General features: G+C 53.7%; 13 protein-coding genes and 1 pseudogene. 5 read left to right on the top strand and 9 right to left on the bottom strand.

Annotated features, from left to right (window positions below):
* Nucleotides 1–173 precede the first annotated feature (173 nt).
* Nucleotides 174–1274 carry a D-alanine--D-alanine ligase gene (gene ddlA / locus AC0XWG_RS02225; RefSeq protein WP_128348495.1) on the top strand — a complete coding sequence of 367 codons (1101 nt, stop codon included), beginning with the start codon at nucleotides 174–176 and terminating at the stop codon, nucleotides 1272–1274.
* On the opposite strand, the gene AC0XWG_RS02230 is transcribed toward ddlA, so the two are convergent.
* Nucleotides 1271–1507, bottom strand: a complete 237-nt coding sequence (locus tag AC0XWG_RS02230) for a DUF2754 family protein (RefSeq protein ID WP_028017689.1) — start codon at nucleotides 1505–1507, stop codon at nucleotides 1271–1273. The genes ddlA and AC0XWG_RS02230 overlap by 4 nt on opposite strands.
* A 249-nt stretch (nucleotides 1508–1756) precedes the next feature.
* Between AC0XWG_RS02230 and AC0XWG_RS02235 the strand changes: the two genes are divergently transcribed.
* The gene (locus AC0XWG_RS02235; RefSeq protein ID WP_028017690.1) at nucleotides 1757–2056 is read left to right on the top strand and encodes a DUF2755 family protein; all 300 of its coding nucleotides are present in this window, start codon (nucleotides 1757–1759) and stop codon (nucleotides 2054–2056) included.
* Here the strand turns inward: AC0XWG_RS02235 and AC0XWG_RS02240 are convergent.
* The 3 genes from AC0XWG_RS02240 to AC0XWG_RS02250 all read right to left on the bottom strand — a co-directional run bounded on the left by AC0XWG_RS02240 (nucleotide 2053) and on the right by AC0XWG_RS02250 (nucleotide 5034).
* Nucleotides 2053–3150 (bottom strand): DUF1615 domain-containing protein, encoded by a 1098-nt coding sequence (locus AC0XWG_RS02240; RefSeq protein ID WP_028017691.1) that lies wholly within the window; start codon nucleotides 3148–3150, stop codon nucleotides 2053–2055. The two genes, AC0XWG_RS02235 and AC0XWG_RS02240, sit on opposite strands and share 4 nt — an antisense overlap.
* Before the next feature lie 14 nt (nucleotides 3151–3164).
* A complete protein-coding gene (gene sbmA, locus AC0XWG_RS02245; protein ID WP_108090720.1) occupies nucleotides 3165–4385 on the bottom strand; it encodes a peptide antibiotic transporter SbmA in 1221 nt (406 codons plus the stop codon).
* A gap of 115 nt (nucleotides 4386–4500) precedes the next feature.
* Nucleotides 4501–5034 carry an isochorismatase family protein gene (locus AC0XWG_RS02250; RefSeq protein ID WP_028017693.1) on the bottom strand — a complete coding sequence of 178 codons (534 nt, stop codon included), beginning with the start codon at nucleotides 5032–5034 and terminating at the stop codon, nucleotides 4501–4503.
* Nucleotides 5035–5238: 204 nt separating this feature from the next.
* Between AC0XWG_RS02250 and ampH the strand changes: the two genes are divergently transcribed.
* The gene (gene ampH, locus AC0XWG_RS02255; protein WP_028017694.1) at nucleotides 5239–6399 is read left to right on the top strand and encodes a D-alanyl-D-alanine-carboxypeptidase/endopeptidase AmpH; all 1161 of its coding nucleotides are present in this window, start codon (nucleotides 5239–5241) and stop codon (nucleotides 6397–6399) included.
* Nucleotides 6400–6401: 2 nt separating this feature from the next.
* Here ampH and AC0XWG_RS02260 read toward each other — a convergent pair whose 3' ends face one another.
* Together AC0XWG_RS02260 and AC0XWG_RS02265 are read right to left on the bottom strand one after the other, a co-directional pair.
* The gene (locus AC0XWG_RS02260; RefSeq protein ID WP_108090722.1) at nucleotides 6402–7025 is read right to left on the bottom strand and encodes a helix-turn-helix domain-containing protein; all 624 of its coding nucleotides are present in this window, start codon (nucleotides 7023–7025) and stop codon (nucleotides 6402–6404) included.
* A gap of 88 nt (nucleotides 7026–7113) precedes the next feature.
* The gene (locus AC0XWG_RS02265; protein ID WP_475680334.1) at nucleotides 7114–9888 is read right to left on the bottom strand and encodes an autotransporter outer membrane beta-barrel domain-containing protein; all 2775 of its coding nucleotides are present in this window, start codon (nucleotides 9886–9888) and stop codon (nucleotides 7114–7116) included.
* A 395-nt stretch (nucleotides 9889–10283) separates the two neighbouring features.
* Between AC0XWG_RS02265 and hemB the strand changes: the two genes are divergently transcribed.
* Together hemB and olsF are read left to right on the top strand one after the other, a co-directional pair.
* On the top strand, nucleotides 10284–11258 hold the full coding sequence (gene hemB / locus AC0XWG_RS02270) for a porphobilinogen synthase (RefSeq protein ID WP_475680335.1): 975 nt from the start codon (nucleotides 10284–10286) through the stop codon (nucleotides 11256–11258).
* Nucleotides 11259–11330: 72 nt separating this feature from the next.
* Nucleotides 11331–13031, top strand: a complete 1701-nt coding sequence (gene olsF / locus AC0XWG_RS02275; protein WP_049007682.1) for a bifunctional ornithine lipid synthase OlsF — start codon at nucleotides 11331–11333, stop codon at nucleotides 13029–13031.
* 105 nt (nucleotides 13032–13136) lie between these two features.
* Here olsF and tauD read toward each other — a convergent pair.
* The 3 genes and pseudogenes from tauD to tauB form a co-directional block, all read right to left on the bottom strand.
* Nucleotides 13137–13984, bottom strand: a pseudogene (gene tauD / locus AC0XWG_RS02280) (taurine dioxygenase).
* Nucleotides 13981–14808 carry a taurine ABC transporter permease TauC gene (gene tauC, locus AC0XWG_RS02285; protein WP_108090726.1) on the bottom strand — a complete coding sequence of 276 codons (828 nt, stop codon included), beginning with the start codon at nucleotides 14806–14808 and terminating at the stop codon, nucleotides 13981–13983. Before tauC ends, tauD begins: the two are co-directional and overlap by 4 nt.
* On the bottom strand, nucleotides 14805–15572 hold the full coding sequence (tauB, locus tag AC0XWG_RS02290; RefSeq protein ID WP_475680336.1) for a taurine ABC transporter ATP-binding subunit: 768 nt from the start codon (nucleotides 15570–15572) through the stop codon (nucleotides 14805–14807). The genes tauC and tauB overlap by 4 nt, the downstream gene beginning before the upstream one ends.
* Nucleotides 15573–15581 lie beyond the last annotated feature (9 nt).

Below are 15581 nucleotides of genomic sequence, written 5' to 3' on the forward strand. Positions count from 1 at the left end.
TTGTGAAATAAGTCACAAATCATCCATTTCCAGGCGGGATTTTATGCTTCAGAAGAGTTTTCCCTCTCCCACTTCCCCATCAACATTCCCCAAAACATTATGGCGGAAGGCCGCGAAACCCGCAGGGCATCGTGGTATGTTATTGGCTTTTCGTCATACTGGAAGAGAGTGAGATGGCAAAGCAGCGCGTAGGTATTGTCTTTGGGGGAAAATCAGCAGAGCACGAGGTTTCATTGCAATCGGCCAAAAATATCGTTGATGCGATTGATAAAAGCCGTTTCGAGGTGGTGCTGCTGGGTATTGATAAACAGGGCCAGTGGCATGTTAACGATGCTAGTCAGTATCTGCTTAATGCCAACGATCCAGCACATATCGCCCTTAATCCTTCGGAAATTAGCGTCGCCACTGTGCCCGGCGTCGTGAAGGGGCAACTCATCGACGCTGGCAATGCACAGTCTCTCGCTCAGATTGATGTCGTGTTCCCCATCGTTCACGGTACTCTGGGTGAAGATGGTTCCCTGCAGGGAATGTTGCGCATGGCCAACCTGCCGTTCGTCGGCTCGGACGTCCTCGGCTCTGCCGCGTGCATGGACAAAGACGTCACCAAACGCCTGCTGCGTGATGCCGGGCTGAATATAGCGCCTTTCGTGACGCTCACTCGCGCCAACCGCGACAAACACAGCTTCGCGCAAATTAGCGGAGAGCTGGGTCTGCCGCTGTTTGTGAAACCGGCAAATCAGGGCTCCTCCGTAGGCGTCAGCAAAGTCACCAGCGAAGCAGAGTTCACACAGGCTGTCCGTCTGGCGTTTGAATTCGACCATAAAGTGGTGGTTGAGCAGGGTATTAAAGGCCGTGAAATTGAGTGCGCCGTGCTGGGCAATGATTTTCCACAGGCGAGCACCTGCGGTGAAGTGGTCTTAAACAGCGACTTCTACTCCTACGACACCAAATACATTGATGACAAAGGTGCTCAGGTTGTCGTGCCTGCCAATATCGATCCCGCAATCAACGATAAGATCCGGGCGATCGCCATTAACGCCTATCAGACACTCGGCTGCAGCGGTATGGCGCGTGTGGATGTATTCCTGACGCCGGAAAACGAGGTGGTCATCAATGAAATCAACACGCTGCCGGGTTTCACGAATATCAGCATGTATCCGAAACTGTGGCAGGCGAGCGGACTTAGCTACTCTGAACTTATCACTCGCCTGATCGAGCTGGCGCTGGAGCGTCATGCCGCCGACAGCGCCCTTAAAAGCTCCGTAAACGGTTAATCGGCGCTCTTCGCCGTCTCCGTCTCATCCGCTGTCGTTTCTTCAGGACGACGGCGGATAATCAATCCTGCCAGCCAGAAACTGATCACCCAGGTCACCAGCCCGACGGCATAGGTTTGCCATCCTTTTGCTTCAAATCCCAGCAGCCCCACGACGCCGTTAAGAATAAAGATCAGCCCGATAGCAAAGGCGTAGTAGTGCCAGTCACGGCGTAGTTTGGACGTGAGCTTCATAACAACTCCGGCAGGAAAAAAAAGACATCCTCTCACAGTTTTACGGCCAGGTCTGTGGCGGATACGGAAATTCTGAAACGCGACGCAATTTCACTTAAGGGATGAAATTGTGATGTGCTGCAGAAATCGACAATCCAGGAGAATTCCTGAGGGTAAATTACCACGATTCTGATATTGACAAATGCGATGACCTGTCAAACTCCCCCTGTAAGAAGCATATTGAACAGAGTGATATTTCGGGAGGTCATCATGGCTGATTTTACATTGTCGAAACCGATTTTTGGCGGCAAACCAAAAACCTCCACGGCAGGTAATATTGCTTATGCCCTGTTTGTTCTGTTCTGCTTCTGGGCCGGTTCCCAGCTGCTCAATATGCTGGTTCATGCACCAGGGGTATATGAACACCTGATGCAGGTACAGGATAACGGACGCCCGCGAGTTGAGATTGGGTTTGGTGTCAGCACCCTGTTTGGCCTTGTTCCCTTCCTCGCCGGTTGTATGATTTTAGGCGTCGTGGCGTTAGTTTTGCGTGTTCGCCGCCGCCGTTAAAGCCCCATACAACGCGCCCGACGATCGTCCACCCGCTTTGCGAACCATGCGGTTGTCAGGTTACGCGTGATCTTCGGGCTTTCCAGTTGAATACCCGGCAGAATAGCTCTCGGTAACGTTTTCCCGCTCTTCTGCTCGGCAAGAGCAAAGACTTTCTTGTACAGATCCGTTTTCTCAAAGGCCAGGCTGTCACCTTTCTCAAGCTGACGGCGAATATCGCTGTTGCTCAGGCCAAGCGCTGTCGATAATTTCCGTACCGCCAGCTCGGTGCTGCCCGCCTCGCTGCTGCCGTAAGCGATGAGATCGCCGTCCAGCGCCAGCTTGACGCCGCTTGCGCGGCTGACCGCACTCTGAAATGCCGCATTACGGCTGGCATACCAGCCCGCGTTAAAATCGGCAAAACGGTACAGCGGCTCATTGTAGTTCGCCGGATAGTTCAGCAGATGATACGTGCCGAACCACAGCCCACCGCGCAGGGAGAAGACCTCCTGGCGCACCGTACCGTCGATTTTCCACGGGTAGCCGTCGGTATGCTTCTCCGCGAACGCGATGCTCACCTGCATCGGGCCACCGGTGTGTACCGGGTTCAGTGAGCCAAACAGCTTCTGCCCCATCGGGACCATACTGATGAAATCATCAAAGATGGCGCTGAGCTGTTTTTCAGTTTTCACCGTATCCAGCCGTTCGCTGTAGCTTTTTCCGTTTGGCGAGGTGATTTTAAGTGCGGTATGAACAAGAAAGACCGGGATATGCATGGATTCCGCGCGGCGGTCGATCTCTTTCCAGGCAATGTTGTTCAGACCCGGCACCACCGGGTCTGACTGGTACATTGATTCCTGCTGCGCCACCGCCAGCACCGAGCAAATATTCTCCTCGGTCGGCGCGATCTTTTGGCTTTCAAAGGTTTTTGCCAGCGCGTCTGCCCACGCATTGCGATCCTTCACGCTGGCGGGCATTTTCTGCCGTACAACGCTTGCCACATCAACCGGCTTTTCGCCCTTCTTGAGCGGAGCAGCCCCTTTTTCGGCGCATCCGACCAGGACGAGAGCAGTCAGTAAGGACAACGGTAACGCACGCGGTACGGCAAAAGACATAGCAACTCCCTGTATTAGCTAAAAGTATTGGTCACTTCCTGCAGGTCACGATCGTCCAGCTCACGTTCAAAGCTGCGCAGACGTTTGTAAATAGACATCAGCTCCACCAGCGTGGTCCAGGAGTTGATCAGGTACTGGAATGAACTTCTAACCTGATCAAACACGTTGGTAATTTGGGTCATCAGTCCCAGGGTAATTGTCCCTGCAACAATTGACGGGAACAACAGGACTATTCCAAAAACAGTATCGGCCTGAAGATATAAAATACGAGCTATGTTGAAATACATGTAGTGGAAGTAGAGCTTAAAGTAGTTAAAACGGACGTTCTGAAATAACTCTTTTACCGTTGGTGGCGCAGCTCGTGATGGGTCATCCTCACCGTAAACAAGTTCTTTGCGATAAGCCGCTTCCACGCGCTGATTTTTAAATTGTAACCCCGGCAATTTGATCCCCACCACAGCAAGAAGCCCAGTTCCCATAAGAGACCAGACCAGTGCCGCAATAACCAAACCATAGGGTATATGACCAACAACTGGAAGTTCAGGTACATGGGGTGAAAGTGCAATCAGAATCGGTAAAAAAGCGATAAGTTTCATCACAGCATTAAGCAAGCTGACCCCCATGTCCTCCAGCGTTGAGGCAAAACGCATGGTGTCTTCCTGTACACGCTGTGCAGCGCCTTCAATGTGCCGCAGTCGTTGCCAATTTGCCATGTAATACTCGTTCATAGCAGTACGCCAACGGAAAACGTAATGGCTAACGAAGAAATTGTTCAGCACTGCCACTGTTACTGCAATCATGGCAATGCCGGTAAAACTAACGAGACTGGCATAGAGTTCACCAATCGGAACCTTATTCGGGGCGCTTAGTGCTTTTTGGATCAAATCGTAGAAGGGTGCATACCATGCATTAATTGCAACGCTCACTTCCACCATGAACCAGGTAACGAAAATGATCAGTGCAGATCCCAAAATCGACCAAAACTGCCAACGATGCGGAGAATACTTGAACCAGAAGAGTGCAAACAGCCCCACACATAACGTGTAGTAGGCATAAAATACTATAAAACTCAGCGACCAGAAGCGCGCCGCGCTAATCGGTACATCGCCCGTCGCACCCGTGATGCGCGTCAGCCAGGTACCGCCGCCCGCCTGCCAGAAAATAACGGCGATCAGTGCCCAAATAAATGCCGACAGGAAAAATGGCCCCGGCTTTGGGAAAAAAGACTTAAACATAATGCTTCCTTCTTGTTGTTATGGCTTTTGCTGTGTTCAACACATCACCACACGAAAATCATGCCTGAGCCCGTCTCAAGGCTCAGGCAAAAAGGTCAGACCCGAGGGTTAATTATTAGTTCGCTTTCCAGTTTTCGAGAATTGTTTCGGTGCGTTTCACTGCGAGAGGATTCGCCGGCGCGATGAAGTTACGCCAGACGTCGTTGTGGTGGTTAATCAGGATCTGCGCATCTGCCGCCGGGCGATTGGCGGTAGTATGGGCATCTTCCGCCACGGTGATGTGATAACCCCGGCTGACGCCGTTCTTGATCGTGGCATCGACACAGTAATCCGTGGCACAACCACAGATGACAAACTCTTGAATACCCTGCTCGCGTAATAGCGCCTCAAGCGGCGTGTTATAAAACGCATCGCAGGCCGTCTTGGTAACATAGAGCGCATCAGCAGGCTGGTGCAGTTCAGGCAGCAATGCAAACCCATCACTTCCCTCTTCCAGCCCTCCGGCCTCGGTATGCTGGATAAAAATCACCTTGTCGGCTGCCTGCGTAAGCTGGTTGATCAGAGAGACACACTTTTCACGCTGATGACGAGGCGTTTCAAATACGCCGTTCTGCATATCGACAACCATAACCACACGCTTTTCAGACATACCGTTCTCCGTAAGATTGAGTGATACAGGTGCCTATCATAAGCCCGATGTCACAAAATGGGAGATGGCTTGCAAGTAAATTGTTCATATTTACCCATGGTTACGTTTTTCTCGCTATCGTTATGCAATTCGGGGCATTGCACGGTTCCGATTAGTAGTATAAATACCCATTACTTTCCTCATTCACTTCATGGATGCTTTTCGTTGAAACGTTGTCTGCTCTCTTTTGCCGCGCTGTGTGCGGTGAGCTTTTCTACCGCCCAGGCAGCCCAACCGCTGACGGCGCCCGTTCTGGCTTCAGATATTGCCGATCGCTACGCGAACCTTATCTATTACGGCAGCGGCGCGACCGGGATGGCGATGGTCGTGATCGACGGCAACCAGCGCGTGTTCCGCAGCTTTGGCGAGACGCGCCCAGGAAATAACGTTCACCCGCAGCTGGATTCCGTTATCCGCATCGCATCCTTAACCAAGCTGATGACGAGTGAAATGCTGGTGAAACTGCTCGACCAGGGCGTGGTTAAGCTCGACGACCCGCTCAGCAAATACGCTCCGCCTGGCGCGCGCGTTCCGACCTACCAGGGCACACCAATCCGGCTTGTGAACCTTGCCACCCATACCAGCGCCCTGCCGCGTGAGCAGCCAGGCGGGGCAGCGCATCGTGACGTATTTGTCTGGCCAACGCGCGACCAGCGCTGGAACTATCTGAGCACTGCCACGCTGAAGGCGGCTCCGGGTTCGCAGGCCTCGTATTCAAACCTGGCGTTTGACCTGCTGGCAGACGCCCTTTCTACGGCGTCTGGTAAACCCTACACGCAGCTGTTTGAAGAACAGATAACCCGCCCGCTGGGCATGAAAGACACCACCTTTACCCCGTCCCCGGACCAGTGCCGTCGCCTGATGGTGGCAGAGAAAGGCGCTAGCCCCTGTAATAACACGCTGGCGGCCGTGGGCAGCGGCGGGGTTTACTCCACGCCTGGCGATATGATGCGCTGGATGCAGCAGTTCCTTTCATCGGATTTCTACTCGCGCAGCAGCCAGGCCGATCGTATGCAGACCCTGATTTATCAGCGTACCCAACTGCACCGCGTTATTGGGATGGACGTGCCGGGTAAAGCCGATGCGCTCGGCCTTGGCTGGGTCTATCTGGCACCGAAAAATGGCCGTCCTGGTATTATTCAGAAAACCGGCGGCGGCGGTGGATTTATTACGTATATGGCGATGATCCCGCAGTCAAACGTAGGCGCATTTGTGGTGGTTACCCGCTCTCCGCATACGCGTTTCGTCAATATGAGTGACGGCCTTAATAATTTAGTTGCTGAACTGAGCGCCAATAAAGCTCAGGTGCTTACCGCGTCCAACTGATATTAATATTCCGTGGGCAAACGGTTGATACTAACCAGTTTGCCCCGGCTCATACTGATATAGTTTCCTTGCCGTAGGGCTGCGAGAACCTCTGCAACAACCGAGCGTGAAATACGCGTACTTTGTTGAATATGATTCATCACACCAATTTTTGAACGCAACGCTTCATCCCATTCCGCCATATTCAGCAGCATGGCGCGGATCTGGTGATAGGAGTTATTTCCCACCAGCTGCATATCGCGTTTTCCAAGAATGTAATTTATCCAGGATAACCAACCGAAAGCGTCTTGCCACAGGGAATTCTGTTGCAGCAGTTGGCGGGTAGTTTCAGTGGGCAAATAAAAACCCGTGCAGGATGCTTTGGCTATCACCTTATATTCCTGACAGGAATTAATCATCACGGCGGACAAACCAAAAATAAAGGGCGCTGTCGCGATGCCCACAAGCAGTTCATCCGAATGTCGATAGATTTCGATGATACCGGTCTGTACTACGATCGTCCGGGACTCACTACACTTGCCGGAGGTAATTAATTGCTGTGGGGCACATTTAAAAGAGGTACTGGCTGATTTCAAGTACTGTTCGAGCCGGCGTAATTCAGAAAGTGGTTTCGCATTAACGTTCATGCAGACCTCAAGGCATCCGTATTTGTCGGTTCAATATTATTTTTATTTCTGTATATAAAAAGCGGGGGATATCCCCCCGCCTTATTCATTACCAGGTATATTTCACACCCAGATTTGCCCCCCAGTTCTGGTCAACGTCGCCGCCGCCCAGATAAGTGGCATCAGTGTAAGCACTGAAGTTTTTCGTGAAGCTGAACTGGGTGCCCAGCCCTACCCGCACAGCTGAGCCTTTCACGCCGTTATCAATGCTGTCGCCGTTAATATCAGCATTGTTATCGGCATCATCATACACGTAGGCCAGTTTGAAGTAAGGGGTCAGAGCCTGATCGCCGCCGTAGTTGAAGGTGTAACCGGCATCGACACCGAGTTCATAACGCAGGCTATCGTAAGATTGCCCATCCATGCGCATGTCATTGCTGAGACGATAGTCATCACTGGACTGGAAGAGGCCAGACACCGCTGCGTATGGCGTAACGTAGCCGGAGAGGTTTGGCTTCCAGTCATAGCCCAGTTTCAGCCCAAAACCCACTGCGTCATTGGTGGCGTTACCGTCAACATACTGACCGTTGCTCATGTTAGCAGAGAGATCGCTGTTGAAGCGGGTATAGCTCAGGGAACTGTCGAGGAACAGATCGTTCATGAACTTCGCCGACGCGTAGATCATCGCCGTCTGGCTGTCCTGATCGACCTGACCGCTACGATCGCTGATATCTCCCTTCGCAAAACCTGCCGCTCCGCCGACGATCCATTTCGCGTTATTACCGTCTATCTGGGTATCCAGACCCACCATAATACCGCTCACGTCCTGATCGTAGCGGATTACACCATTGTCACCGTCGAAGTTGCCACCGAAGTAGCTCACCCACGCCCCGCCGTTATCCGCCAGCCCGTGACGGCTGTTGGTCAGACGCGTTCCGACGGTATCCTGCTGCAGGTTCCAGATGTTGGTATTGGCAGAAGGGATGCTCAGCGCCATATTCGCGTAGTCGGTCAGCGCTTTCTGCTGGAGGACAACGGTGTCACCCTGCTGCTGCGCCTGATAGGTGTAAGCACCTAAATCGGCTTTGTTTGCGGCAGTAAAGCTGGCTGCGGTATCCGCGTTATTGTCATAGACGCGAACGATCTCTTTGTTTTTGTAATCGGCTACGGAACCGGCACCGGTGGCCTCGTCGATGCGTACTTTGTAGTTGCCCGCAACGTCACCGTTCACCGCCAGATGGCCGTCAGAGTTAATCGCCACAACGCCGTAGTCATAATCGGCATTGTGCTTATCGTTGGTGATATAGCGCGCGTTGTTCAGATCGCTATTCAGCACGTAGTCACGGCTGGCAACGTTCAGCACACCACCATCGCTCAGCACCATATTGTGCGTATCAACCTGACCCAGCCCCAACGCCAGCTCTGCGCCGTTATCCACGGTGATGGTGTTGGCATAGAGATCGGCCGTTTCTTCCGTCAGTGCCGCGCGGCTATTGCTGTCCAGATACAGATGGTCAGTGGCCACACCACCGCTATCGCCGATATTCAGCGAGGATGTATTGGTCAGCGTAATGGAATCAGCCAACAGGCCTGAGTTTTCAACATTGACCTGCGACTGGTTGTTTACCGTCAGCATGTCGATGTTAGAAAGCTTGCGGGTATCCCACTCAGAACCGTTATCCAGCGTAACGTTGAAAAGACCGCTCTGATAAACCGATTCTCCCGCAACGTGTCCGTTGCTGTCATAGGTGGAGTCCGGCCAAATGCTGTTGGGGGACAGCGTGCTCCAGTCTACGTTGCTATAGCCCAGGCCGTACATTTGAGCCGTGCCGATAGCCTCGACGCTGGACTGTGCCGCGCCCACCCATTTGCTGCCGTTAGTGAGAGTCACATCCAGCTTATCGGTACCGTCCCAGCCGTTAGTCGTGGGGTTATAGATGCCATCCTCGGTGGTATCGGTTGCCGGATCGCCATTCGGGTAGAAGTTGTTGTCGAAGGTACTGGAGAATAAAATATCGCCAGTGATGGTGGAATGATCGAACGTGGCAGAGGTCTGCATCGCGTTGTCAGATTCGCTGGCTGACACAATCAGCGCCGCATCATCTGCTGCTGTCGCATTGGTTTCACCATAGTCGCTCGGCTTCGCGGTTTGACCATAGAACCCGCTGGTACCCAGATCGCTATACGCGCCAGAAGTCAGTACAGAATCTTTCACCACAAGCGTGTCAGTAAACACCTTGCTGCTGTTAGCCACGCCTTCAACGCCGTCGTACGGGGTATTATCCCGCTCCTGATAACCCTGCGTCAGGGTAATACCGGCAACGTGAGAATTATTCTGGATAACAATATCCGATTCCACATCCAGGGTAATCGCATTGCCCAGACCATAAGTATCAAGATAATGTGTTTCCGTATTTTCCCCGTTAACAACGTCATACGCATAGTGCTCGTAAGTGTCGTTAATAGTGGAATTGTCGACGGTCAGGCTAAAACGATCGTACTGCGAATGGATCGTACCGTCGGTATCCAGGCCATCAGAACACGAAGCGGTCATACATTGAGAGGTGATCATGCCATTAATGGTGCTATTGGAAATGCTCAATGCATTCGCCCGACCATTAACACCCTCATCCAGATAATATGTGGAAATAACACCATTCACGGTGGATTTATTCATCACCGGATAAATATCACCGTCGTGAGCAACGTCAGAGTCATTCCAGTCCGTATAACCATAATACCAGGGAGTGGAAGCTGTATTATCATATCCAAAAGTATTATATGTCGTACCGGAAATATCTTTCGCATTGGCCTGAGAAGCGATAGCCAGGGTGCAGGCTAATGCAAGTTGAGATACAACCAGTTTCTTTTTCCATGTTTGCATTGGGTCATCCCTCCTCAGGGACGTAAGCAAGTTTGTCCATCAATCATTTGGCAATATTTATTGCGGAGGGAATTATGCATTTTCAATTCGAAAAGGTTCAATGAATGTTTCCATTAAGTCCGTATCCAGACAATTGACCTTAAGATACATGAAAAGAATAGGGTCACAATAGATAAATATTATAAAAACATAACGTTAAAATACTTACCAGCAGATGCGAAATATATAATCAAAAATAATAAATCACTTTCAAACATGCATAACCATTAATATAGAAGCAGCACAAATATTTCATTAGAGAATATCGCAAAAAACAAAATGCCCACTTTAGTAAAACACCCGTCTTCACTTTGATGTACACTAGCCCTCTTTGTTCCACAAACATCAGGCATACCATGACCGATTTAATTGCACGCCCCCGCCGCCTGCGCAAGTCACCTGCACTGCGCGCTATGTTTGAAGAGACAACACTGACCTTAAACGATCTGGTGTTGCCGATTTTTGTCGAAGAAGAGATTGATGACTATAAGGCCATCGAAGCCATGCCTGGCGTGATGCGCATTCCGGAAAAATATCTGGCGCGTGAGATCGAACGCATCGCCAACGCCGGGATCCGCTCGGTAATGACCTTTGGCATCTCCCACCATACCGATGCCACCGGCAGCGACGCGTGGAAAGAAGATGGCCTGGTCGCTCGTATGTCCCGCATCTGCAAAGAGACAGTGCCGGAAATGGTGGTGATGTCTGACACGTGTTTCTGCGAATACACCTCTCATGGCCACTGCGGTGTGCTGTGCGATCACGGCGTGGACAACGATGCCACCCTGCTTAATCTCGGCAAACAAGCGGTCGTCGCTGCCGCTGCCGGTGCGGATTTCATCGCGCCATCCGCCGCGATGGACGGACAGGTTCAGGCGATTCGTCAGGCCCTGGATGCTGCAGGTTTTACTGACACTGCCATCATGTCCTACTCCACCAAATTTGCCTCCTCGTTCTACGGCCCGTTCCGTGAAGCAGCGGGTACGGCGCTGAAAGGCGACCGTAAAACCTATCAGATGAACCCGCTGAACCGCCGGGAAGCGATTCGTGAATCCCTGCTTGATGAAGCCCAGGGCGCAGATTGTCTGATGGTGAAACCGGCCGGTGCTTATCTCGATATCCTGCGCGACATTCGCGAGCGTACCGAGCTGCCACTGGGCGCTTATCAGGTAAGCGGTGAGTACGCGATGATCAAATTCGCCGCCCTGGCAGGTGCGATTGATGAAGAGAAAGTGGTTCTCGAAAGCCTCGGCGCGATCAAACGCGCAGGCGCGGATCTGATCTTCAGCTACTTCACGCTGGATCTGGCCGAGAAAAAAATCCTCCGCTAATCTTCACCAAACTGCAATACAACCGACATCTGCTCCTTCTACTGTCTTCGCAAGACGGCAGGAGGAGTAATCATGTTTAGCCTCGATAGCGTTCTCGACGATCTTTGGCCTCAGGCGAGGCCAGCCCCCTGGCAAAAAAGTCTGTTAAAAAGACTGTTTTACGAAGACGAATTCCAGCAATTTGCCGCAGCACACCGCCACCTGAAAGGTCTGGATATGGTGGAGCAAGTTCTGGAGCACCTTGATATTCTCTGCACCGTTTCCGCCCGCGATCTCGAACAAATCCCCGAACATGGCCCGCTGGTCATTATTGCCAACCACCCGACGGGTACGCTTGACGGGCTGGCGCTGTTGTACGCCGTCTCCAGGGTACGACGCGATGTCAAAGTCGTGACCAACCGGATGCTGACCCACCTTGAGCCCCTCAGTTCGCTGTTTATTCCAGTGGACAATATGGGTGGCAGGACGGCGAAAACGTCCCTGGTCCAGATGGAACAGCATCTGCAAAACGCTGGCGTGCTGATTTTCTTCCCGGCGGGAGAAGTTTCGCGGCCCACGCGCAAAGGCATTCGCGATAAAAAATGGCACTCTGGCTTCATCAAACTCGCCAGCAAGCTGCGCGCCCCGCTGCTGCCGGTGCATATTCAGGCACATAACAGCCTGCTCTTTTATGCCAGCACGCTGGTCTCCCCGACGCTGTCGATGCTGTTGCTGATGCAGCAGATGTTCCGCCGCCGCCATAGCCAGCTGCCGATTAAAATCGGCCAGCAGATCGCCTGGCATCACTGGCATAGCGCCACCCTTTCGTCACGTGAGATGGCCGAGCAATGTCGTCAGCACGTGATGCGTCTTGGCAAGGGAGTGCCTGGCGTCTTTAAAACCCAGTGCGCTATCGCCCGCCCGGAAGACCGGGCCACCCTGAAACGCGCGCTGGCGCAGGCCGAATGTCTGGGCAATACCAGCGACGGTAAAACCATCTATCTTTGGCAACGTAACGGTCAGGAAGATGCCCCGCTGTTGCGCGAGCTGGGCCGCCTGCGCGAAATTGCCTTTCGCGCGGTGGAAGAAGGGAGCGGCAAACGCCGGGACACCGACCGTTATGATGATGATTATCTGCATCTGATCCTGTGGGATGATGAGGATCTGGAGATCGTCGGCGCGTATCGCTTTATGCCTACCGCCAGACAGGTTGAGCGTCGCGGTCTGGAAGGGTTGTACAGCTATAGCTTGTTCCACTACGACGACAAAATGCAGGATGTGCTGGAGCACGGTATTGAACTGGGGCGCAGCTTCATTCAGCCACGCTACTGGGGACGTCGTGGTCTGGATTATTTGTGGTCCGGCATTGGGGCGTACCTTGCACGTTATCCGCACTATCGCTACCTGTTTGGCCCGGTCTCCATTTCCGGCGGCTTACCGCCTGCCGCACGGGATTTGCTGGTGGCATTTTACCGTCTCTGGTTCCCGGCGACACATCCATTAGCCGCCTCACGTCAGCCGTATCCGGCATCGCTGCCGGATGTTCTGGCACAGTTTAGCGGCGTGGATTATGTGGATGACCTGACGAAGCTTAAATCGCTGCTCGGAAACCTCGGTTGCGGCATTCCCCCGCTCTACAAACAGTATTCCGAGCTTTGCGAACCCGGCGGCGTGCAGTTTATTGATTTTGGCAGCGACCCGGCATTTAACGACTGCGTCGACGGACTGGTGCTGGTGGATTTGTGTTACCTGAAGGCGAACCGCTATCAGCGGTATATTGAGGCGCACCTTTAAATGTGCGGTATTTTGTAGGCCGGGTAAGGCGTAGCCGCCACCCGGCAATTGTGCACCGTTTTCGCCGGGTGGCGCTGCGCTTGCCCGGCCTACGGGAGCGACGGGTTAAGGACGGTAAAACGGCTTATCGCCCAAAATCGTTGCCCGCTGCATAATCCGGCGCTGCGGCAGGTAATCCGCATTGGCGTAATGCTGAGTCACGCGGTTATCCCAGATCGCCAGATCGTTCTCCTGCCAGCGCCAGCGCACCTGAAATTCCGGTTTAGTGATATGCGCAAACAGGAAACTCAACAACGCCTCGCTCTCTTTTTCCGTCACGTCCACAATGCGCGTGGTGAACCCTTCGTTGACGAACAGCGCCTGCTTGCCCGTTACCGGGTGAGTACGCACGACCGGATGTAGCAACGGTGGATGCTTTGCAACCGCTTCCTGCCAGCGCTGATGTTCTTCTTCGCTCTTACGGTACTTGTACCCTGGAACGATTTTTTGAAGTCATGCTCCGCCCGCAAGCCGCTCAGCAGCGTCCGGAACGGCGCGGACAACGCTTCAAAGGCCGCTATGCCGCTAGCCCACAGCGTATCGCCGCCGGTTTCCGGTAACAGCTTCGCCGCCAGGATCGCCCCGGCAGGCGGCGTCTCGATAAAGGTCACATCAGTGTGCCAGTTGTCGTTATCCGGTGGATTATCGTTGTGGGTATCCAGAACGATAATCTCCTCCACGCCTTCCGCATGCGGATAGACGGGGTGGATATGCAGGTCACCAAAACGCAGCGCCAGGGCGCGCTGCTGCTGCGGGGTTATCGCCTGTTCGCGCAGGAACACCACCTGATGGCGCAGTACTGCGTGGTACAACTGCTCGAACTGGTTATCGCTCAGCGGGCGGGTCACATCCAGCCCCGACACCTGCGCGCCAATGTACGGCCCCAGCGGGGTAATGGTCAGACGTTCACTCATTGTATTTCTCCATGCCAGGGCGTCAGGCGGCGCTGTAACGCGCGCAGCCCCAGTTCTAATCCAAAGGCAATCACGGCGATCACCGCAATTCCTGCCAGTACCACGTCAGTCGCCAGAAACTCTCCGGCAGACTGCACCATAAATCCAAGACCGCGCGTGGCTGCAATCAGCTCTGCCGCCACCAGCGTGGACCAGCCCACGCCGAGGCCGATGCGCAGTCCGGTTAAAATCTCCGGCAGCGCGCCGGGTAAAATCACGAACAACAGCACCTGCGTGCGGCTTGCTCCCAGCGACTGCGCCGCGCGGATCCGCACCTGCTGGGCGCTCTTCACTCCCGCCAGCGCCGACATGGCGACCGGGGCAAAAATCGCCAGATAAATCAGCAGAATTTTTGACGTTTCACCAATACCAAACCAGATCACCATCAGCGGCAGGTACGCCAGCGGCGGCACCGGGCGGTAAAGCTCAATCAACGGGTCGAGAATGCCGCGAACAGTCGGGCTCAACCCCATCGCAATTCCCACCGGAATACCAATGATGACCGCCGCCAGCAGCGCCACCAGAATACGGGCCAGGCTTGCGCCTAAGTGCTGCCACAGCGTGGCATCCATAAAGCCCTGCGGCCCGGCGATGGAAATAAGTTTGGCCAGAACCTGTCCCGGCGGTGGCAGAAACAGTGGGCTAATCCACTGCTGGGCAGCCACCAGCCACCACACCGCCAGTAATGCCAGCAGCGTGCCGACGCTCAGTGTGATTTGGTGCGAGAAAGGCCAGCGCAGCACCATACGCGTGCGGCGCGTTTTTTCACTGAAGACGATGCTCATGAGAACGCCTCCCGTTGTTCAAACACGCGGCTTAAGACGTATTCACGCTGTTCGATAAACAGCGGATCGGATTTGATGCTGCGCACGGGTTCTCCTGTGACGTAGCGGCGGGCAAACTCAAGCGGCAGGCGTTCCAGTACGCGCCCAGGCCCTGGCGATAACAACACCAGTTCGGTGGCCATAAATACCGCCTCTTCAATATCATGCGTGATCAGCAGCACCTGTTTGCCGGTTTCATACCACAGGCGCAGCAGCAGGGTTTGCATCTGCTCGCGGGTGAAGGCGTCGAGCGCCCCGAACGGCTCGTCCAGCAGCAATAGCTGTGAATTCGCTGCCAGCGCGCGGGCAATACCTACGCGCTGCCGCTGACCGCCGGAAAGCTGCCAGATAAAGCGTTTTTCCGCCCCTTCCAGCCCCACTTTTTTCAGCATCGTCCGTGCCGTTTCCAGCCGCTGTTCGCGACTGATGCCCGCAAGCTGTAGCCCAAACGCCACGTTTTCCTGCACGTTGCGCCAGGGAAGTAATCCTTCGTTCTGGAAGACCACGCCGCGCTCGGCGCCCGGGCCTTCCACCTTTTTGCCTTCCAGTTGAATGGTGCCATGCTGATAAGGGACAAACCCGGCGATCAGATTCAGCAGCGTGGTTTTTCCCCACCCGGACGGGCCCAGCACCACCAGCAGTTCTCCGCTGTCCAGCGTCAGGTTGATGTCCTCCAGCGCGGGCTTACCAGCGTAATCGGCATACAGATTTGTAATATTCAGCATGGCGGACTC

Source organism: Enterobacter sp. DVT3837, from assembly GCF_056238685.1.